Source organism: Streptomyces sp. NPDC058373, from assembly GCF_042723275.1.
GTDB lineage: Bacteria > Actinomycetota > Actinomycetes > Streptomycetales > Streptomycetaceae > Streptomyces.
Genome location: NZ_JBHXJE010000007.1, coordinates 68,439 through 87,356 on the forward strand (window position 1 = coordinate 68,439; position 18,918 = coordinate 87,356).

An 18,918-nucleotide genomic window follows, 5' to 3' on the forward strand; every position below is an offset into this window, starting at 1 on the left:
GTTCCCCGTGTTCCTTCCCGTCCGTCCGCCCCGGGCGGAGCGGAGATTTCAGTGTGGTCGGTGCCCGGCTGCGGAGGGGCCGATTCGGCCGGAGCGTCCGGGCTCAGAGCGCGGTGCCGGGCGGCGGCGCCAACGCACCGGAGGCTAGTCCGGCCGCCAAGGCGCTCGCAGCTTCCTCTGAGGCCGTGGAGGCGAGGCGAGCCGCTGTCCGCAGGGCGTGAAGGCGGCGGAACGCCTCGCCGTAGCGACGCTGCTGTTCCAGAGGGAGCAGGGGGACGCGGAGGCGGCCCGGGTTGACGGTGACGATGGTGGAGCCGGTGGAGGCAGTGGCGACGTTGTCCTCGGCGGCAGCGAATCCCGCCAGGAACCAAGGGTCGAGACGGGCCGGGTCTGGCCGCAGAAGATGCAGGTGGGGGCCGAGTGCAGCGCCGACATCCGGCGTATCCGCCACCCGGGCCCGGGGCCCCTTACGGGAGGCGGACGTCCGCAGGACGATGTCCCCGGCAGCGATGACATGGACTGGCTCGGAGTGAGAGTGCGGGCCCGCTCCTGAGGGCGGTGCGGCCGCAGTGACGTCCTCCGCAGTAAGCACCCGGCGATCGGGCACGGCGACCGATTCGGTCCCGGCAGAGGCCCCCGCCGTGTCACGAGGGGACGGCGCTGGACCTTTCAGGAGGGTCAGCGCTCCCCCTCGCACAAGGTCGGCGACGGTCGCCGTACGCCATCCTTCGGTCGGCGCAGCGGGCGGCCATTCCCCCACCACTTGTTCCGCGGCCGCGAGCAGGGCGGCGACTTCTCCGGTGAGGCGGTCGCGTAGGCCGTCGACCCGGGCGGCGAGGACCTCCGGTGACAGGTCGGCAGTGGTCGCGCGGACATGGCGAGCGGGAGTGAGGTCGACGGTGTCGTTCAAGAGGTCCACCACCGGCACGGCGCGGGCGACAGCAGGCTCACCGGCGTACTCTGCGGGGTCGTCGGCGAAAGCGGCCCAGGCAGTCAGAACGCGTCCGGTCAGCTCTACCCAGTCGGCGGGAGTCGCGGTGGCCCGGCGCGCCGCCGCGCCGTCTCGGGGCTCAGGGTCTGCGTTGACGAACAGCACCGAGGGGCGCTCCGGTCCGCTCGGGTGCGGGCGCTGGAGGACCCAGAGCTGAAGCCCGACGTGGAACGGATGGGCCACTCCCGGCGGAAGGGCAATCACGGCGCGGAGGGCGCCGGTGCGGACCAGTTCAGCCCGGACGCGGCGGCCCGAGGCACGGGAGGCGGGCGCGGGCGGCAGCAGCACGACGGCGTACCCACTAGGCCGGACGTGGGCCAACGCGTGCTGCACCCAGGCAAGTTCGGACTCGGCCCGGGGCGGGACGCCGTAAGCCCAGCGGGGGTCGTAGGCCAGTTCGTCGTGTCCCCAGTCGCGGTCGCCGAAGGGCGGGTTGCACAGGACCGCGTCGGCGGCGAGGTCCGGATAGGCGTCCGCACGGAGGCTGTCGCCCGTTTCCACATACGCCTGAGCGCGCGGTGCGGAGGTGCCTTCAGGACCGGGAAGTCGCAGCCGGGCCGCGGCTCGCCGGGCCTGCACGGGGAGGAGGTCCTGCCCGTGGAGCGCGACCGCTCCACGCCGCGCGGCCTCGGCGAGCAGGGTGCCGCCGCCGCAGGCCGGGTCGAGGACGGTCCGAGTGTCCGCGGGGAGGAGGCGGGCCATGAGCTCGGCCAGCTCTGCCGGAGTGCGGTAGGTGCCGCCGGCCGCGCTCTCCTCCAGTTCGCGCTCGGCGACGACGTCGAGAGCGACGTACGGCCCCGCCTCCTGGACACAACGGGCCAAGGCGGCGAGCAAAGCCTCATCGTGCGCGGAGGATGAGGGTGCTCCCCCGCCCGGCCCTCCCTCCGCCACGTCCACCACGAGGTCGAACAACGGGCCGGGGTCGGCGGGCTGGAGACGTAGAGCGGTGCGCAGCTCTTCCTCCGGAGAGGCGGCAGCCGTCAGCCCCCGCCCCCGCAGCCATGCGCGGACGGCATGGAGATCGTAGAGGGGGCTGCTCTCCGTGCCGCCGTCGGGCGGCGGGAAGTCCTCGTGGCGGCGGCGCCAGTTGCTGACGGTGGCGCGGGTGACCCCCGCGATGCGGGAGATCTCGGCGGCCGTCACCCGCGCCGGAGGCGGAGGGGTGCGCGTGGGCTGCTGCTGGGACATGAGGGAGGCGGCTTCCTGGTGGCGGAGGGGGGGCCGACTGGCCGTGGCACTGCCCGGTGGGGCGGCAGTGACTACGCCGGACCATACAACACTTACCACCACACGGAACAGGGTTGACAGTGCTTTCACATGACTGTTTACTCGGATCAGCTTGCGTCCGTCACCACTTCGTGACGGAACGTGCATGCCGAGGTGGGTACTGATCCCGCCCCGGGCTCCCGCGCCGTCCCCACGGAGGAACACCATGCGCCTGACCATGCCGACCACGGTGATCGAGGGGACCCCCATCACCGTGATGCCGTTCCGGGAGAACGCGGTGATCGGGACGGTCTCCCTACCCGCCCTCCTCCAGATCGTTCCGTCACCGCGCAGGGAGGAGGATCCCAAGGCACTCAGCTCGGCTTCCGGCCAGGTCCGTCAGCACGCAGAGATCCGCTCTCAGGTGCAGCGCACCCTGAAAGCGACCGGAAAGGGCCGAAACGCCACCTCCTACGCCGAGTACATCGCGGCCGGGCTCAACGGCGAATGGGGCGACGCCTGGTCGCTGCCGCCCATCACGTTCTGGCACGCCGGTGAGGTCGCGGCGATCAGTGAGGAGCTGATCGCGGGGACGGGGCTGCGGACCATCACCGTGGCCCCCGGCGCCACCGTCGTCGCGGTCGACGGGGAAACACAGCTCACCGCCTGGCACGACCTCTTCGACAACCCGGAGCGGTTCGGGCTCGCGTATCCACAGCTCGCGGCGGTTCGTATCCCGTTCGAGATGTATCTGGGGCTGTCCGCCGCCGACGCACGTCAGGTCTTCCACGACCGGAACGTCTTGGGAGTCGACGTCTCGAAGAACCTGTCCATGTCGATGGATCAGCGGGATCTGGCGACACGCCTGGCCCATCGGGTGGCTGACGCCGTCAAGGTGGAAGTCGACGGTCGCATCATCCCCTTCAGCAAGCTCGTCAACGCCAGTAAGCGTCAGGTCGGTCGCACCGACCAGGAAGTGGTCACGCTCTCCGCCCTGCGGGCGCTGGTCGTCACGACCATCTTCGGGCGCGGCGGACTGAACCTCTCATCGGAAACGATCGGCGAGGCCGACCTGCCCCGAGAGGCCGACGCATCCCTCGTGGAGCGCACGGTCGTCCCGCTTCTCGCTGGACTCCTCAGCGAGTACGCGGCCGCCTTCCTCGCGCGCCAGGCGATCACCGCCCCCGCCGTCATCGCCGGCGTCGGCGTGGCCGTTCACCGGACGATGCCGTGGGCGGACCCGATGAACGGTGGCCTCCACCCGGACGATCTGCGGGGGCTCCTCTCCAGTGTCCGCTGGGAGCGGGAGGCGGTGTACTGGGAAGGCATCGCGGCCAAGACGGGCACGTCCGGCCGTCTCAACTTCAGCGGCGGCGTGAAGGATTCCGGCGGGCGTGTGGCGGACGCGATCCTGTACCCGTCGACCGAGGCCGGCCGGAAGGTGCGTGGGCTGGCGGGCTGACGCCATGGGGTTGGACCGTCAGCACGATGACACTGTTCCACTCCAAAGTCGTAAACAGCGCGCGGCAGTCTGATGCCGAGGCCGTGGCGGGGCGGCTGCCCGCGGCCCTACCACTCACCCCCTCACCCCTTCCGCCCCACCCCGCAAACCGCGTGCCCCCGGACCGCCGGCCCCGGATAGGTCGAGAGTTCCGGGTGCCAGTCGGGAGTGGGGACGACGCCGGGGGCGATCAGGTCGAGGCCTTCGAAGAACGTGGCGATGTGGTCCGGGTTCCGAAGGTGGTACGTGTGGGCCGACTGGGAGTTGTAGGCGGCGACGGCGGTGTTGAGGGCCTCGCTGGTGTCGGTGCCGTCGCTGAGGGCGAGGTAGCTGCCTGAGGGGAGGGCGTCGAGGATGTCGGCGACGACGGCGGCGGGGCTCTCGTCGTCGGAGAGCTGGCCCATGATGCCCAGCAGGGTGAGGGCGATCGGCTGGTCGAAGTCGAGGGTGCGGCGGGCCTCGGCGATGATGCGCGCGGGGTCGCGGACGTCGGCGTCGACGTAGGCGCAGGCGCCCTCGGGGGTGCTGGTGAGCAGGGCGCGGGCGTGGACGAGGACCAGGGGGTCGTTGTCGACGTAGACGACGCGGCTCTCGGGGGCGATGCGCTGGGCCAGTTCGTGGGTGTTGTCAGCGGTGGGCAGGCCGGTGCCGACGTCGAGGAACTGGCGGATGCCCGCCTCGCCGGCGAGGTGGCGTACGGCGCGGGCGAGGAAGTGGCGCTGGAGGCGGGCGACGGCGGCGAAGTCCGGGAAGGTCGTGAGGATCTGCTCGCCGACGGCGGCGTCCGGGGGGTAGTGGTCCTTGCCGCCGAGGAGGTAGTTCCAGACGCGGGCGGAGTGCGGGCGGTCGGTCTGGAGGCGGGCGGACAGGTTGTCCCCAGGGATCGTCATGCGGCCGATCATCACACAATCCGCGTATGTGTGGCGGTAGTTGCGCCTCCGCTTCCGGCCGGCAGGCCGGGTCGAGGCGTGGTGGCGTCCCAGGGTGCTCCGCGGCGTCCCGCGTGGGGTGGTGTCGGAGCAGGTCAGGGCGTGGGACGACCCATATCGGTCCCAGAGCGGCGGGCAGGGGTGGTGGCGGCCGGGCGGCGCCGCGAGGGTGGTGGCACCGGGCGGCCCACGGTGGCCGCACGGGCAGGCCGAGGAGGTCCAGGGCCCGGGAGACCGGGATACAGGGAAGAGCGGTAGGTCCATGAACGTACGGAAATCCCTCGCGGTGCTCACGGCCGCCGCGGCGCTGTTCAGCGGCTCGGTCGCGCTCGCGTCGACGGCCGCGGCGGCTCCGGCCGCCGCGGCGGAGAACTGCCGCAAGACGCAGACGGTCGGCTGGTACTGCGGCCACCACGCGGGGCGGACCGTCGTCCTCGCACAGGGCAGCAAGGGGGCGGCGGTGCGCGAGGTGCAGGCGCTGATCGCCAACACCACGGCGTACTACGCGTACCACAGCACGCCGCTGAACGTGGACGGGGAGTTCGGGCCGGCCACGCGGGCCGCGGTCCGCTGGTTCCAGGGGCACTACATGGGGTCGGGCCATGTCGACGGCGTCGTCGGCCCCGACACCTGGAACCGGCTGCGGAAGGTCTGAGCCCCGGCGGCCGGCCGTCGGACCACACGACACCGGGACACCGGGACACCGGGACACAAGGAGGGGAGACCACGTGACACGGCAGGAGAAGGCAGGACGGGACGGGGAGAGGGAGACGATGACCAGGCGCGTGCGGGGATGGGCGGTCGCGGGGGTGTCGGCGCTGCTGATGGCGGGGGTGGCGACCGCGGGTCCGGCGGTCGCGGCCGAGGCCCCGGCCGGGAGCGAGGCCGGGGTGGCGGCGGCGAGCTGCGCCAAGACGAAGAAGGTGTACTGGGGAACGCCGGCGGCCTCGCTCCCGGTCAGCTCGGGCGGCTCGGTCAACTGCCTGCTCGGCCCCGGCTCCTCGGGCAGCGCGGTCAAGGCGCTCCAGCACGCGCTGGAACGCTGCCACAAGGTCAATCTGGGCGCGGGCGGCGTCGACGGCATCTACGGGGAGCGCACCCGGGCCGGCGTCCTCGCGGTGCAGCGGGCGGCCGGGATCGCCCAGGACGGGGTCTACGGGCTCCAGACCCAGCGGTCGATGCTCTGGGACTTCCAGGGCGGTGGCCAGCGGTTCTGCGGGAACATCTACGTGACCCCCTGACACGCCCCAGGGCGCGCCGCTCCCTCCCGTGCGGAGGGGGCGGCGCGCCCTGGCCGCAGGGGTCAGCCCGCGATGCCGTGGAGTTCGGTGCCCGGCGGGAGGACGCGGACGAGCTTCTTGTTGACGAACTCGCGCATGCCGAGGTGGCCGAGCTCGCGGCCGTAACCGGAGCGCTTGACGCCGCCGAAGGGCAGGTCGGCCTGGGTGGAGGTCGGGTGGTTGATCCAGACCATGCCGGTCTCGATGCGCTCGGCGACGCGGCGGGCCCGGTCGGTGTCGGCGCAGAAGACGGTGCCGCCGAGGCCGTACTCGCTGTCGTTGGCCAGGGCGATGGCCTCGTCCTCGTCGGCGACGCGGTAGACGACCGCGGCCGGGCCGAAGAGCTCCTCGGCGTAGGCCCGCATGCCGGGCTCGACGCCGGTGAGGATGGTCGGCTCGACGTACGCGCCGGGGCGGTCGATCCGCTTGCCGCCCATGACCAGTTCGGCGCCCTGCCGGACGGTCTCCTCGATCTGCTCGACCAGGGTCTGGGCGGCGCCCTCGGAGGAGAGCGGACCGAGCGTGGTCGACTCGTCGGCCGGGTCGCCGGGCTCCAGCTGGGCGAAGGCGGACTTCAGGCCGTCCAGGAAGGCGTCGTAGTGCGCGTCGAGGACGATGAAGCGCTTGGCGGCGACGCAGCTCTGGCCGGTGTTGGCCAGGCGGCCCGCGGCGGCGGCCTTGACGGTGTGCTCCAGGTTCTCCCCGTCGAGGACGATGAAGACGTCGCTGCCGCCCAGCTCCAGCAGGCTGGGCTTCATGTTGCCCCCGGCGCGTTCGGCGACCTTGGCGCCCGCGCCCTCGCTTCCGGTGAGGGAGGTGCCGCGCACCACGCGGTGGTCGATGATGCGGGAGATCTCTTCGTGGCCGACGAAGAGGTTGGTGTACGTGCCCGGCGGCAGTCCGGCGTCCTGGAAGATCTTCTCCAGGGCCAGCGCGGACTGGGCGCAGATCCCGGCGTGCTTGACCAGGACGGTGTTGCCGAGGACGAGGTTGGGCCCGGCGAAGCGGACGACCTGGTAGAGCGGGAAGTTCCACGGCATCACGCCGAGCAGCACCCCCAGCGGCTCGCTGACCAGGTACGCCTCGCCCTCCTCCACGTCCAGCGGCTCGGGGGCGGCGAACTCTGGGCCGTTCTTCGCGTAGTACGTGAGGATCGAGGCGGCCAGGTCGACCTCGCCGCGCGCCTCGGAGATCAGCTTGCCCATCTCCTCGGTGATGATCTGGGCGAGCGCCTCCCTGCGCTCCAGCATCAGCTCGCCGGCGCGTCCGACGGCCGCCGCGCGGTCCTCGATGCTGCGGGCACGCCACTCGCCGAAGGCCTGGTGGGCCGCTTCGACACGGACGTCCACCTCCTTGCCCTCGATCTGCGGGAACTCCGCGACGGTCCTCCCGGTGGCCGGGTTGACCGTGGCGAACGTGCTCTTGCTCTGCTCCGTCATGGGTGACCTCGCGTCGGCTGATGGGTGGGGCGCGGGCCCTCCGCCGCGGACATGCCTTGGCTCCGCCGGGCCCGTCCGATGCCATGCCTCGGCCGGGTCCGGCCGGTGTCCACGGGGAGCCGGAGGCGCCTCAGGTGCAACCGGTGCCTCTCACTCCGCACCCGCCACACGGTGTACCCGTACGCAAAAGCAGTAAACCGGACCAATGCCGGTCCAATCGGAAAGGGAGCCGATCCGCCGCCGCTCCCGGGACGGGAAACGCCCCGGCTCCCGCCTGCCGAGCAGGGGGAGCCGGGGCGGCCACGACGGTACGGGGAACCCCGTGGGCGTCGGTTCAGGCGTGGGCTTGGCCGGATTCAGGGTGCCGGGGCCCGCCCTGGGCCTCACCGGCGGCGGACGCCTGCGGGGCGTGCCCGCCCTCGCCGGGCGCACCGCCCTGCGGGGAAGCCGGGCCCCGCGAGGCGCCCGGGCCCGGCGTCACGGCCGGGCCGCCCTGCTGGGGCGCGTAGCCCTGCGGGGCGTGCGGACCCTGCTGCGCCGAAGCCCCCTGCGGGCCACCGCCCTGCGGAGCCGAGCCGCCCTGTGCCGCGGCGAGACCCTGCGCCGAGGGGCCGGTGGGCTGTACGGGAGCGGGCCGCTGCGGACCGGACCCCTGCTGCCCCTCGGGAGCACCCTGGCCGGGCGCCCCCTGTCCGGGAGGGCCGGGCTGGCGCCGGGGCGAGGGCACCCCGCCGACCGGGGCCGCCGGGCCCGGGGCGGGCATCCCGGCGGGGCCGGGACCCTGCTGCGGTCCCGGGCCGTGCTGCTGGCCGGGGCCCTGCTGCTGTCCCGGGCGGTGCTGCTGCTCGGGGCGCCGCGGCGGGAGGATGCTGCTCCAGTCGAGGGCGCTCTGAGCCTCCAGACGGGCCTGGTCGGCGACTCGGCGCGTCTCGGTGAGAACGTCGCCGTGCTCGCGTACCAGTTGGTCGTAGATCGGAGGATTCGGTGACACTTCGGTGGATCTTCCCTTGTGCGGTCGTGCCGACGAGCGGCGGTGCAGTCGCCCACCGTACTGGGTGGGTCCGCTCACTCTTCGGCGAGCATCCCCGAACGCAGTCGGGTGAGGATGCGCGACAGCAGCCGGGAGACGTGCATCTGCGAGATGCCGAGCTCGGCGCCGATCTGCGACTGGGTCAGCTCCTCACCGAACCGCATCTCCACGATGCGGCGTTCACGGTCGTCGAGGGTCTCCAGGAGGGGGGCCAGCGCGTGCAGGTCCTCGACCAGTTCCTGGGCCGGGTCGGGGGCGCCGAGGGTGTCGGCCAGCGAGCGGGGACTGCCGCCGGCGCGGTTGTCGTCGCCGGACTCGGTCGGCACGTCGAGCGAGCCGGCCGTGTAGCCGTTGGCGGCGACGAGGCCTTCGACGACCTCTTCCTCGGTGCGGTCGAGCTTGGTGGCGAGCTCCTTGACGGTGGGCTCGCGGTCCAGCTCGGCGGCGAGCGACTCCTTGGCCTTGGCCATGTCGACCCGCAGCTCCTGGAGCCGGCGCGGGACGTGCACGGCCCAGCTGGTGTCGCGGAAGAAGCGCTTGATCTCGCCGACGATGTACGGCACGGCGAAGGTGGTGAACTCCACCTCGCGGGAGAGGTCGAAGCGGTCGATCGCCTTGATCAGGCCGATGGTGCCGACCTGGACGATGTCCTCCATCTCACCGGGACCGCGGTGCCGGAAGCGACCGGCGGCGTAACGGACCAGGGAGAGGTTCATCTCGATGAGCGTGTTGCGGGTGTACTGGTGCTCGGGCGTACCCTCCTCGAGCGTCTGGAGCCGGTCGAAGAAGAGCTTCGACAGGTCCCGGGCGTCCTGGGGGGCGATCTTGCCGCCGTCCTCCACCCAGGGCAGGTCCGCGGCCGCGGCGGGGCCGCCGGCCGGGGCGGCCTCAGTCCCCTTGACCTGTCGTCCCGCTTCAGTCTGTGCGGACATCGCCGTCATCAGCACCCCTCCAAATTGCGCGTGGCCGGCCACCGGTGGGCCTGCGACCCGCTTGCCCGGTCAACGTGCCCAGAAACCAGCGACCTTGACATCACTGTTAGATAACGGCGCCTTCCCCAGCCGGAGCCGTGCATGCACGGCTTCACACGACTTCTCTGTGCGATACGCAACTCCGTCGCCGGGAACTACCCATTCCGGCCAGGAAGCGCCGCTTCCCGGCCACCCTCGCACACAGGGCCCCCTTCTTCCCACCCCTAGGCGAATCATCCTTTTCGCGGCCTGCCCCCGCACTCCTGACGCCCGGTCACCCGCGAGGCGCCCGCCCGTCACCCCTCCGGCCCCACCCCGCCGGGGCCCGCCGGTGTCGCCCCGGGCGGGGCACCAGCGGTGTCCTATCGTGGTCGCGGGCAGGCCGGGCCGCACGCCTCCGGGCCCCCGCCCGGGACGGCCACCGGCTCCCCGCACCGCCGAGCCGACCGAGCCAGGAGCCCCCGCACCATGACCTCCGCGCCGCCCGCCGCCCGCCCTCCGTCCGGTGCCCGAGGGCATCGCCGACGCACCGTCGTCGCCGCGCTGGTGCTGGTCGCCGCGCTGGTCGGCGGAACCTTCGCGCTCACCCTCGACGGGAGCCGCGACCGGGAGCGCGAACGGTCGGAGCGGGTCGCCACCGAGGCCAGCTCGGGGCCAGGCGAACGTGACGAGTCGCTGCTGCGGCTGGCCCGGCGCGAGAAGGGCGACCCGCTGGCGGTCGGGGACGTCGACGCGCCGGTGGTGATGATCGAGTACTCCGACTTCCAGTGCCCGTACTGCGGCCGCTTCGCGCGGGAGACCAAGCCGGCGCTCCTGCGCGAGCAGGTCGAGGAGGGCGTGCTGCGCATCGAGTGGCGCAACTTCCCGCTCTTCGGGGAGGAGTCGGAGCGGGCCGCGCTGGCCGCCTGGGCCGCCGGGCGGCAGGGCAAGTTCTGGGAGTTCCACGACCTGGCCTACGCCGAGCCGCGCAAGCGGAACTCCGGCGCCTTCTCCGAGGAGGCCGTCGAGGCGATGGCCGAGAAGGCCGGGGTGGCCGACATCGAACAGTTCCGGAAGGACCTCGGCGGGGCCGAGGGGCGCGCCGCGCTCGAACGCGACCAGCAGGAGGGGTCCGGCCTCGGCGTCAGCAGCACCCCCGCCTTCCTCGTCAACGGCCGGCCCATCCTCGGCGCCCAGCCCGGCTCCGTCTTCACCGAGGCCATCGAGGCCGCCGAGGCCGACGCCCGGCGCAACAGCGAGGCGGCCGGGCCCGGCGCCGAGGAATCCGCCAAGTGACCGAGGCCGGACTGCTGATGGCCTTCCTCGGCGGGCTGCTGGCGCTGCTCAGCCCGTGCGGGGCGCTGCTGCTGCCCGCCTTCTTCGCCTACTCCTTCACCGGTCCCACCAAGCTGCTGCTGCGCACCCTGTTCTTCTACGCGGGGCTCTGCGCCACGCTGGTCCCGCTCGGCGCCGCCGGGGCCTTCGCGGGGCGGCTGCTCGTCGGCCACCGGGAGGCGCTGGTGGCGGTCGGCGGGTGGGCGCTGGTCGCGCTGGGTCTGGCGCAGATCGCCGGGCTCGGCTTCGGTTCGCGCCGGATGCAGCGCGCGGCCGGGGCCCGCCGGGACGGCTCGGCACTGTCGGTGGTGGCGCTGGGCGCGGTCTACGGGCTGGCCGGGTTCTGCGCGGGCCCGATCCTCGGCTCGGTGCTGACCGTCTCGGCGGTGGGCGGCGACCCGGTGCGAGGCGGGCTGCTGCTGGCGGTGTACGCGCTGGGGATGGCGGTGCCGCTCTTCCTGCTGGCGCTGGCGTGGGACCGCTGGGAGCTGGGGCGCAGGCGCTGGCTGCGCGGCCGGGCGGTGCGGCTCGGGCCGCTGACCGTGCACTCCACCTCGGCGGTGGGCGGGCTGCTCTTCGTCCTGACCGGCCTCGCCTTCCTCGCCTTCGACGGGATGGCGTCGCTCGGTTCGGTGGTGGACCTGGAGACCGAGTTCGCCTGGGAGGAGCGGCTTGCCCGGGTGGGCGCGCTGGTCTCCGACCGGACCGTGGTGCTGACGGTCTGCGCGGTGGCGGCGGCGGGCGCGCTGGCGGTCCTGCTCCGGCCCGGGCGGCCCGGGACGGCCCCGGACACCGGGGACGCGGCGGCACCGGAGGCCGAGGGAGTGCGAAAGACCGCGCCGCCCGCCGAGCGGGGCTGAGACCCGGCGCGAGGCGCGGGGCCCGGGACCGTACCGGGGCTCACGCCGTACTCAGGTACTTGCGCGGATGTCCCGGCCACGGGGCCCGGCACAGGCTGGGCGCATGAAGAGAGTGTGGACGACCCTCAAGTGGACGGCGGCGCGGTGCGTCCTGCGGACCGTCGGCCGGGCCGGCCGCGGTATCCGGATCGGCTACCGCTTCGGTTTCGACAGCGGCGTGATGCTGGACCACGTGTACGAGAACCGGGCCCGGGGTGTGCTCGGCGTGGGCCGTCTCATCGACCGCGTCTTCCTGGACGCCGTCGGCTGGCGGGCGATCCGGGCCCGCCGCGAGCTGCTCGGCCGGGTGCTGCGTGAGGAGATCGGCCGCCGCGAGGGCGAGGTCTTCGTCCTGGACGTGGCCGCGGGTCCCGGCCGCTACCTCCAGGACCTGGTCGAGCAGACGCCGCCGGGCCGCCTCAGGGTGGTCTGCCGCGACCTCGCCCCGGCGGGGCTGCGCAAGGGCGAGGCGATGGCGCGGGAGCGGGGGCTGGCCGGCATCACGTACGAGACGGGGGACGCGCTCGCCCCCGTACCGCCCGAGGGGCGGGCGCCGGACGTCATCGTGGTGTCGGGGCTGTACGAGCTGCTGCTCGACGACGCGCGGGTGCGGGGGTCGATCGAGCGGCTGCGGGGGCTGCTGGCCGAGGACGGGGTGCTGGTCTTCACCACGCAGACCCGCCACCCGCAGCTGGAGCTGATCGCGGGCGTGCTGACCAACCGGGACGGCGAGCCGTGGGTGATGACCTGCCGGGACATGGGGCAGGCCGAGGACTGGGCGGCGCAGGCCGGGTTCAAGGAGGTCAGCAGCAGGCGGGAGCGGGTCGGGCTGTTCACGGTGACGCTCTGCCGGACGTGAGCCGCCGCCCCGGCGCGGGGGCCGGGGCGGGCGCGGGCGGGCCGGTCGGGCCCCTCAGGCGGAGCGCTTGCGTGAGGAGGCCGTCTTCTTCTTGGCCCCCGAGGAGGAGGCGGTCTTCTTCGTGCCGGAGGAGGCCGTCTTCTTCGCCGTGGAGCGGCCGGAGCCGCTCTTGGCACGGGAGGAGGAGGCGGAGGACTTGCCGGAGCCGGAGCTGCTCGACGCTGTCTTCTTGGCGGGGGCGGACTTCTTCTTCGCACCGCCGCCGGAGCCCGAGCCGGACCCGGACTTCGCCGTCGTACCCTTCTTGCGGCGCGAGCTGAGCGAGGTCACCTCGGCGTCCTTGCCCTTCTCCTCGCCCTCGCCCTCGCCCTCGCCCTCGTCCTCGGTCTCCTCCCCGTCCTCGCCCCGGGAGCGCCTGGCCTCGCGGACGCTGCTCTCCAGGGCGGACATGAGGTCGATGACGGTGCCCTTGCCCTCGGCGGGCTCCTCCTCGTGGGCCGGTTCGCGGCCCTCGACCTTGGCGGCGACCATCTCCTCGACCGCCTCGCGGTAGTCGTCGTGGAGCGAGTCGAGGTCGACGTCGCCGAGGGTGTCCATCAGCGCGTCGGCCAGGTCCAGCTCGGCGTCGCGCACGGTGACGTCGGCCTCGGGGGCCGCCTCCTGGGGCGAGCGGATCTCGTCCGGCCAGTGCAGGGTGTGCATGGCGATCACGTCGTCCACCACCCGGAGCATGCCGAGCCGCTCGCGGCCGCGCAGGGCGAACTTGGCGATGGCGACCCGTTGGCTGCGCTTCAGGGCCTCGCGGAGGAGGGCGTACGGCTTGGCGGCGGGGGCGCCGTTGACCATGAGGTAGTAGGCGTTGCCCATCTGGAGCGGGTCGATCCGCTCGGAATCCACGAAGGCGACGATGTCGATGGTGCGGGTGGTCGGGAGGGGGAGGCTCGCCAGGTCCTCCTCGGTGATCGGGACGATGGAGCCGTCCGCGTCCTCGTACCCCTTGCCGATCTCGGTGGAGGGCACCTCCTTCTCCTCCACCTCGCAGACCTTGCGGTAGCGGATGCGGCCGCCGTCCTCCAGGTGGATCTGGCGGAACGAGATGGCGTGGTTGACGGTGGCGTTCGCCAGCTTCACGGGGATGCTGACCAGTCCGAACGAGATCGCGCCGTTCCATATCGACTGCACGCTGAGCACCTTCCCGGAAGTCGGTTCTGGTGAGGTATCGGCATTGTGCGGTGTTTTCGTGCGATTCTCATCGTATGACGCCCATCACCCACGTGGAGGGGCGGCGGCTCGCGCTCAGCAACCTCGACAAGATCCTTTATCCGGCCACCGGCTTCACCAAGGGCGAGGTGCTGCACTACTACGCCTCCGTGGCGCCGGTCCTCCTGCCGCATCTGCGCGACCGCCCGCTCTCCTTCCTGCGCTACCCGGACGGCGCCCGGGGCGAGGCCTTCTTCGCCAAGAACGTGCCGCCCGGTACGCCCGACTGGGTGCGGGTGGCGACGGTGCCGCGCTCGGCGCGGGACACCACCAGCGCCCGGCAGGTGGTCGTGGACGACCTGCCCTCCCTGATGTGGGCGGCCAACCTGGTGACCGAGTTCCACACGCCGCAGTGGCGGACCGAGGAACCCGGCCTCGCCGACCGGCTCGTCCTGGACCTCGACCCGGGCGCGCCGGCCGGGATCGCCCAGTGCTGCGAGGTGGCGCTGCTGCTGCGGGAGCGGCTGACCGCCGACGGACTCACCGCCTTCGCCAAGACCTCCGGCTCGAAGGGGCTCCACCTGCTGGTCCCGCTGACCGGCGCGCCCTCGCGCGAGGTGACGGCGTACGCGAAGGAACTGGCGGTCGCCGCCGAGCAGGCGGCGCCCCGGCTGGTGGTGCACCGGATGGCGAAGCGGCTGCGGGGCGGGAAGGTCTTCGTGGACTTCAGCCAGAACTCGGCGTCGAAGACCACGGCCACCCCCTACACCCTGCGCGCCCGGCCGCACCCGGCCGTCTCCGCACCCCTGACCTGGGACGAGGTCGCCACCCGGGGCGAGGGCCCGCCACTGCCCGGCCTGCGGATCGAGGCGGACGAGGCCGTCGCACGGATGGAGCGGTACGGGGACCTGCTGGCGGCCCTCGTCACCGGGGAGGCGGCGGCGCCGCTGCCGGGGGGCTGACGGCCGACGCGCGGTCCCGGGTGGCGCGCACTCGTCCGCCCGGGTGTGCGCGCCCTGGCGGGCACCTGCGGGAGGCCCCGACCCGCGGGGGCGCCGGACCGGGCCGGCCTGCCCGGCCCCGGGACACAACCGTCCGGACATACCATCATCCAGCGGACATCCCGTCCGATACTTGCTACGTTCCCGCCATGACCGGAACGACGACCGGCACGACCACCGATCCCCCGCCGCGACCGGTCGCCCCCGGCCCCGGCCCCGGCCCGGCCGGGCCCGCGGCGGACGCCCCCCGGCGGCGCGGCACCGAGTTCCTCCTGATCCTGGTGGCCGTCCTGCTCTCCGTCTCCGGCTACCTGGTGGTGGGCCTGACCCTGCACGGCGCGCCCCCGCCGGACACCCTGCGGTACGGCGCCGGGCTCGGCGCGCTGGCCCTGCTGGCGCACGGCGCGATCCGGCTCACCGCCCCGTACGCCGACCCGCTGCTGCTGCCCATCGCGGTGCTGCTCAACGGCATGGGCCTGGTGCTGATCCACCGTCTGGACCAGGAGACCCCGCGCGACCAGGCGGCCGGGGCCCAGCTCATCTGGTCGACCGCCGGGGTGGCCCTCTTCATCCTGGTGGTGCTGCTGGTCCGCGACCACCGGGCGCTCCAGCGGTACACCTTCCTGTCGGTGGCGGCCGCGCTCACCCTGATGGTGCTGCCCGCCCTCTTCCCGCCGGTCAACGGCGCCCGCATCTGGATCAGGCTCGGTGGATTCTCCTTCCAGCCCGCCGAGTTCGCCAAGGTCCTGCTCGCCGTCTTCTTCGCCGGACACCTGGCGGCCGGGCTCGCCGTGCTGCGCGACACCGGCCGCAAGGTCTGGGGGGTACGGCTGCCGACCGGGCGGGCGCTGGGTCCGGTGGTGGCGGTGTGGCTGCTGAGCGTCGGCGTCCTGGTGCTGGAGCGGGACCTCGGCACCTCCCTGCTCTTCTTCGGCCTCTTCGTGGTGATGCTCTACGTGGCGACCGGCTGGACCGGATGGATCACCGTCGGGCTGGTGCTGGCGGGCGCCGGGGCGTGGGCGGTGGGGCGGCTGGAGCCGCACGTGCGTGCCCGGGTCACCGACTGGCTGCACCCGTTCGCGTCGATCGAGGCCGGCGAGGGCTCCAACCAGCTCGCCCAGTCGCTCTTCGCCTTCGCCTCCGGCGGCCTCTTCGGCACCGGGCTGGGCGCCGGGCACTCGGTCCTCATCGGCTTCGCCGCCAAGTCGGACTTCATCCTCGCGACCGCCGGCGAGGAACTGGGGTGGACCGGCCTCGCCGCGCTCTTCGTGCTGTACGGCCTGCTGGTGGAGCGGGGCTTCCGGTGCGGCCTGGCGCTGGGGGACCCGTTCGGACGGCTGCTGGCGACGGGGCTCGCCTCGATCGTGGCGCTCCAGGTCTTCGTCATCGCGGGCGGCGTGACCGGGCTCATCCCGCTGACCGGCATGGCGATGCCCTTCCTCGCGCAGGGGGGCTCCTCGGTGGTGACCAACTGGGTGATCGTGGCGCTGCTGATCCGGCTGAGCGACTCGGCCCGCCGCCAGGCGCCCGCCCTCGCGGAGGAACTCCGGTGACCCGCTGCATCCGCCGCGCGGGCGTGCTCTGCCTGCTCCTGCTGCTGGCCCTGCTGGTCCACACCGCCCGCCTCCAGCTCTTCACCGGCGCCGAAGTCGCCGACAGCTCCGCCAACCGGCGGGCCGCCATCACCCGCTACGCCCAGCCGCGCGGCGAGATCCTGGTCGACGGCCGCCCGGTCACCGGCTCCCGGGACACCGGCGAACTCCTGCGCTACGAGCGGACCTACACCGACGGCCCGCTCTTCGCCCCGGTGACCGGCTTCGCCTCCCAGCAGTACGGCACCAGCCTGCTGGAGGAGGCCGAGGACGGCGTCCTCGCCGGCACCGACCCGGCGCTGGCCCCGCTGCCGCTCTGGAACGACCTGACCAACAGCCGCAACCCCGGCGGCCGGGTCGCCACCACCGTCAAGGCGGCGGTGCAGAAGGCGGCGTACGAGGGGCTGGCCGGGCGCAAGGGCGCGGTGGCGGCGCTGGAGCCGTCCAGCGGCCGCGTCCTCGCCCTGGTCTCCTCGCCGTCCTACGACCCGGGCCGCCTCTCCGGCACCGGCCCGGCGGCGGTCGGCGCGTGGCGGGAGCTGACCCGCGCCCCCGACGAGCCGATGCTCAACCGGGCGATCCGGCAGACCTATCCGCCCGGGTCGGCGTTCAAGGTGGTGACGGCGGCCGCCGCGCTCGACTCGGGCACGGTCACCGACCCGGACGCGCCGACCCGCTCCCCCGACCCGTACACCCTGCCGGGGAGCGGGACGCGGCTCAGCAACGAGGTGGAGGGGTGCGCGGACGCCTCGCTGCGGTACGCCTTCCAGTGGTCGTGCAACACGGTCTTCGCGGGGCTCGGGGTGCGCGTCGGGCCGTCCGACATGGTGGCCGCCGCCGAGCGGTTCGGCTTCAACGACCGGGGGCTGCGCATTCCCTCGCGGGTGGCGCCAAGCACCTTCGCCACCGGGATGGACGACGCGCAGCTGGCCCTCTCCTCGATCGGCCAGTACGACACCCGGGCCACGCCGCTCCAGATGGCGTCGGTGGCGGCGGCCGTGGCGGCGGGCGGTTCGGTGCGGCCGCCGCGGCTGGTGGAGGGGACCACGACGGGGGACGGATCCCCGGTCTGGGCGGGCGGCCCGCCCGGCTACCGGCAGGTGATGAACGCCGGGACGGCCGCGGTGCTGCGGGAGATGATGCGGGACGTCGTGGAGGACGGCACCGGCAAGAACGCGGCGATCAGGGGCGCCGAGGTCGGGGGGAAGACCGGCACCGCCCAGCACGGGGTGGGCAACGCGGGCGTCCCGTACGCCTGGTTCATCTCCTGGGCGCGCGCCGAGGACGCGATCGAACCGGCGGTGGCGGTGGCCGTGGTGGTGGAGGACGAAGGGGCGCGCCGGGAGGCGATCAGCGGCGGGGGGACGGCCGCGCCGATCGCCAAGGCGGTGATGGAGGCGGCGCTCGCGCGGTGAGCCCGCGCCCCGCGCCGCCGTCCCCGCCCGCCCGGGCGGTCAGCTCCCGGCGCCCTCGCGGATGGCGTCGGTGACCTCGCTGACCCGCTCCTGCTCCTCGGCGGCGAACCGCTCGGCGTCGAGCTTCTCGGCGATCTCCTCGTCCTGGGCCATCAGCAGGTCGAGGTTGTGGTCGCCGAGGTCGAAGACGCCCATGTCGACGTAGGCCCGCTGGAGGCGTTCGCCCCACAGGCCGATGTCCTTGACGCAGGGGACGATCCGGCTGAAGAGCAGTTTGCGGAAGAGGTGGAGGAACTCGGACTGCTCGCTGTACTCGCGGGCCTCGGCCTTGGGGATGCCGAAGTTCTCCAGCACCTCGACACCGCGCAGCCGGTCGCGCATCAGGTAGCAGCCCTCGATGACGAACTCCTCGCGCTCGCGGAGTTCGGCGTCGGTGAGCTGGCGGTAGTAGTCGCGCAGCGCCATCCGGCCGAAGGCGACGTGCCGGGCCTCGTCCTGCATGACGTAGGCGAGGATCTGCTTGGGCAGCGGCTTGTCGGTGGTGTCGCGGATCATCCCGAAGGCGGCCAGCGCCAGCCCCTCGATGAGGACCTGCATGCCGAGGTAGGGCATGTCCCAGCGGGAGTCGCGCAGGGTGTCGCCGAGGAGCGACTGGAGGTTGTCGTTGACCGGGTAGAGCATCCCGATCTTCTCGTGGAGGAAGCGCCCGTAGATCTCGGCGTGCCGGGCCTCGTCCATGGTCTGGGTGGCGGAGTAGAACTTGGCGTCCATGTCGGGGACGGATTCCACGATGCGGGCGGCGCAGATCATCGCGCCCTGCTCGCCGTGGAGGAACTGGCTGAACTGCCAGGAGGCGTAGTGCCGCCGCAGCTCGGCCTTGTCACGCTCGGTCATCCGCGCCCAGTGGCGGGTGCCGTGCAGGGTCAGCGCCTCGTCCGGGGTGCCGAGCGGGTCGTACGGGTCGACCTCCAGCTCCCAGTCGATGCGGCGGGCGCCGTCCCACTGCTTGTCCTTGCCCTTCTGGTACAGGGAGAGCAGGCGGTCGCGGCCTTCGTCGTACTCCCAGCTGAAGCGGGCCGCGCCGGTGGCGGGGACCTTCCACAGGGGGTCGGCGGGGGGTTCGGTGTACAGATCACGGGTCGACACGGTGGCACTCCTCCACTCGGTCCGGGGCGCACCGCGCACCGGGCCGGGCAGCGGCGCCCGCTCGCAGGCTCACACGGCCGCCTGACACGGTCAACCGTCCGTACGGGGGGAATCCGCGGGGTGGGCCCCCGGGCGGGCGGGGTGC

The 18,918-nt window shown here is 73.3% G+C and carries 16 protein-coding genes; 10 read left to right on the forward strand and 6 right to left on the reverse strand.

Annotated elements, in window-relative coordinates; all coding sequences use genetic code 11:
• Window positions 1-103: 103 nt before the first annotated feature.
• On the reverse strand, window positions 104-2,179 hold the full coding sequence (locus ACFWMZ_RS06970) for an N-6 DNA methylase (protein WP_383199861.1): 2,076 nt from the start codon (window positions 2,177-2,179) through the stop codon (window positions 104-106).
• Window positions 2,180-2,423: 244 nt separating this feature from the next.
• On the opposite strand from ACFWMZ_RS06970, the gene ACFWMZ_RS06975 reads away from it, so the two are divergent.
• Entirely contained in the window at window positions 2,424-3,659 is a 1,236-nt protein-coding gene (locus tag ACFWMZ_RS06975; RefSeq protein ID WP_383199864.1) for a DNA sulfur modification protein DndB, read from the forward strand.
• 122 nt (window positions 3,660-3,781) lie between these two features.
• Here ACFWMZ_RS06975 and ACFWMZ_RS06980 read toward each other — a convergent pair whose 3' ends face one another.
• A complete protein-coding gene (locus ACFWMZ_RS06980; protein ID WP_383199867.1) occupies window positions 3,782-4,588 on the reverse strand; it encodes an SAM-dependent methyltransferase in 807 nt (268 codons plus the stop codon).
• A gap of 301 nt (window positions 4,589-4,889) precedes the next feature.
• Between ACFWMZ_RS06980 and ACFWMZ_RS06985 the strand changes: the two genes are divergently transcribed.
• Together ACFWMZ_RS06985 and ACFWMZ_RS06990 are read left to right on the forward strand one after the other, a co-directional pair.
• Window positions 4,890-5,282 (forward strand): peptidoglycan-binding protein, encoded by a 393-nt coding sequence (locus ACFWMZ_RS06985; RefSeq protein WP_383199870.1) that lies wholly within the window; start codon window positions 4,890-4,892, stop codon window positions 5,280-5,282.
• Window positions 5,283-5,400: 118 nt separating this feature from the next.
• Window positions 5,401-5,868, forward strand: coding sequence for a peptidoglycan-binding protein (locus tag ACFWMZ_RS06990; RefSeq protein WP_383178074.1), 468 nt, complete (start codon window positions 5,401-5,403; stop codon window positions 5,866-5,868).
• A 62-nt stretch (window positions 5,869-5,930) separates the two neighbouring features.
• On the opposite strand, the gene ACFWMZ_RS06995 is transcribed toward ACFWMZ_RS06990, so the two are convergent.
• Complete coding sequence (locus tag ACFWMZ_RS06995; protein WP_383199873.1) at window positions 5,931-7,346, reverse strand: NAD-dependent succinate-semialdehyde dehydrogenase; 1,416 nt, start codon at window positions 7,344-7,346, stop codon at window positions 5,931-5,933.
• A gap of 346 nt (window positions 7,347-7,692) precedes the next feature.
• Here ACFWMZ_RS06995 and ACFWMZ_RS07000 point away from each other — a divergent pair, with 346 nt between their 5' ends.
• Window positions 7,693-8,334, forward strand: a complete 642-nt coding sequence (locus tag ACFWMZ_RS07000) for a hypothetical protein (protein WP_383199876.1) — start codon at window positions 7,693-7,695, stop codon at window positions 8,332-8,334.
• Between the two features lie 77 nt (window positions 8,335-8,411).
• Here the strand turns inward: ACFWMZ_RS07000 and ACFWMZ_RS07005 are convergent, their stop codons facing one another.
• Window positions 8,412-9,317, reverse strand: a complete 906-nt coding sequence (locus ACFWMZ_RS07005; protein WP_383178065.1) for an RNA polymerase sigma factor SigF — start codon at window positions 9,315-9,317, stop codon at window positions 8,412-8,414.
• 498 nt (window positions 9,318-9,815) lie between these two features.
• Between ACFWMZ_RS07005 and ACFWMZ_RS07010 the strand changes: the two genes are divergently transcribed.
• The 3 genes from ACFWMZ_RS07010 (at window position 9,816) to ACFWMZ_RS07020 (ending at window position 12,419) form a co-directional block, all read left to right on the forward strand.
• Window positions 9,816-10,622: a DsbA family protein gene (locus ACFWMZ_RS07010; RefSeq protein WP_383199879.1), complete on the forward strand. Its 807-nt coding sequence runs from the start codon at window positions 9,816-9,818 to the stop codon at window positions 10,620-10,622.
• Entirely contained in the window at window positions 10,619-11,521 is a 903-nt protein-coding gene (locus tag ACFWMZ_RS07015) for a cytochrome c biogenesis CcdA family protein (RefSeq protein WP_383199882.1), read from the forward strand. The genes ACFWMZ_RS07010 and ACFWMZ_RS07015 overlap by 4 nt, the downstream gene beginning before the upstream one ends.
• A gap of 103 nt (window positions 11,522-11,624) precedes the next feature.
• Window positions 11,625-12,419: a class I SAM-dependent methyltransferase family protein gene (locus ACFWMZ_RS07020; RefSeq protein ID WP_383178057.1), complete on the forward strand. Its 795-nt coding sequence runs from the start codon at window positions 11,625-11,627 to the stop codon at window positions 12,417-12,419.
• Between the two features lie 54 nt (window positions 12,420-12,473).
• Here the strand turns inward: ACFWMZ_RS07020 and ACFWMZ_RS07025 are convergent, their stop codons facing one another.
• Window positions 12,474-13,601 (reverse strand): Ku protein, encoded by a 1,128-nt coding sequence (locus ACFWMZ_RS07025; RefSeq protein WP_383199885.1) that lies wholly within the window; start codon window positions 13,599-13,601, stop codon window positions 12,474-12,476.
• 74 nt (window positions 13,602-13,675) lie between these two features.
• Between ACFWMZ_RS07025 and ligD the strand changes: the two genes are divergently transcribed.
• The 3 genes from ligD to ACFWMZ_RS07040 all read left to right on the forward strand — a co-directional run bounded on the left by ligD (window position 13,676) and on the right by ACFWMZ_RS07040 (window position 17,627).
• Window positions 13,676-14,581: a non-homologous end-joining DNA ligase gene (gene ligD / locus ACFWMZ_RS07030; RefSeq protein WP_383199888.1), complete on the forward strand. Its 906-nt coding sequence runs from the start codon at window positions 13,676-13,678 to the stop codon at window positions 14,579-14,581.
• A gap of 188 nt (window positions 14,582-14,769) precedes the next feature.
• The gene (locus ACFWMZ_RS07035) at window positions 14,770-16,173 is read left to right on the forward strand and encodes an FtsW/RodA/SpoVE family cell cycle protein (RefSeq protein WP_383199891.1); all 1,404 of its coding nucleotides are present in this window, start codon (window positions 14,770-14,772) and stop codon (window positions 16,171-16,173) included.
• Window positions 16,170-17,627, forward strand: coding sequence for a penicillin-binding transpeptidase domain-containing protein (locus ACFWMZ_RS07040; RefSeq protein WP_383199894.1), 1,458 nt, complete (start codon window positions 16,170-16,172; stop codon window positions 17,625-17,627). The genes ACFWMZ_RS07035 and ACFWMZ_RS07040 overlap by 4 nt, the downstream gene beginning before the upstream one ends.
• A gap of 39 nt (window positions 17,628-17,666) precedes the next feature.
• On the opposite strand, the gene ACFWMZ_RS07045 is transcribed toward ACFWMZ_RS07040, so the two are convergent.
• Entirely contained in the window at window positions 17,667-18,773 is a 1,107-nt protein-coding gene (locus ACFWMZ_RS07045) for a ferritin-like domain-containing protein (protein WP_383178042.1), read from the reverse strand.
• Window positions 18,774-18,918 lie beyond the last annotated feature (145 nt).

Coding starts and splice junctions, on each gene's coding strand:
- ACFWMZ_RS06970 (WP_383199861.1), bottom strand. CDS start 2,179: ATGTCCCAGCAGCAGCCCACGCGCACCCCTCCGCCTCCGGCGCGGGTG.
- ACFWMZ_RS06975 (WP_383199864.1), top strand. CDS start 2,424: ATGCGCCTGACCATGCCGACCACGGTGATCGAGGGGACCCCCATCACC.
- ACFWMZ_RS06980 (WP_383199867.1), bottom strand. CDS start 4,588: ATGACGATCCCTGGGGACAACCTGTCCGCCCGCCTCCAGACCGACCGC.
- ACFWMZ_RS06985 (WP_383199870.1), top strand. CDS start 4,890: ATGAACGTACGGAAATCCCTCGCGGTGCTCACGGCCGCCGCGGCGCTG.
- ACFWMZ_RS06990 (WP_383178074.1), top strand. CDS start 5,401: ATGACCAGGCGCGTGCGGGGATGGGCGGTCGCGGGGGTGTCGGCGCTG.
- ACFWMZ_RS06995 (WP_383199873.1), bottom strand. CDS start 7,346: ATGACGGAGCAGAGCAAGAGCACGTTCGCCACGGTCAACCCGGCCACC.
- ACFWMZ_RS07005 (WP_383178065.1), bottom strand. CDS start 9,317: ATGACGGCGATGTCCGCACAGACTGAAGCGGGACGACAGGTCAAGGGG.
- ACFWMZ_RS07010 (WP_383199879.1), top strand. CDS start 9,816: ATGACCTCCGCGCCGCCCGCCGCCCGCCCTCCGTCCGGTGCCCGAGGG.
- ACFWMZ_RS07020 (WP_383178057.1), top strand. CDS start 11,625: ATGAAGAGAGTGTGGACGACCCTCAAGTGGACGGCGGCGCGGTGCGTC.
- ligD (WP_383199888.1), top strand. CDS start 13,676: ATGACGCCCATCACCCACGTGGAGGGGCGGCGGCTCGCGCTCAGCAAC.
- ACFWMZ_RS07035 (WP_383199891.1), top strand. CDS start 14,770: ATGACCGGAACGACGACCGGCACGACCACCGATCCCCCGCCGCGACCG.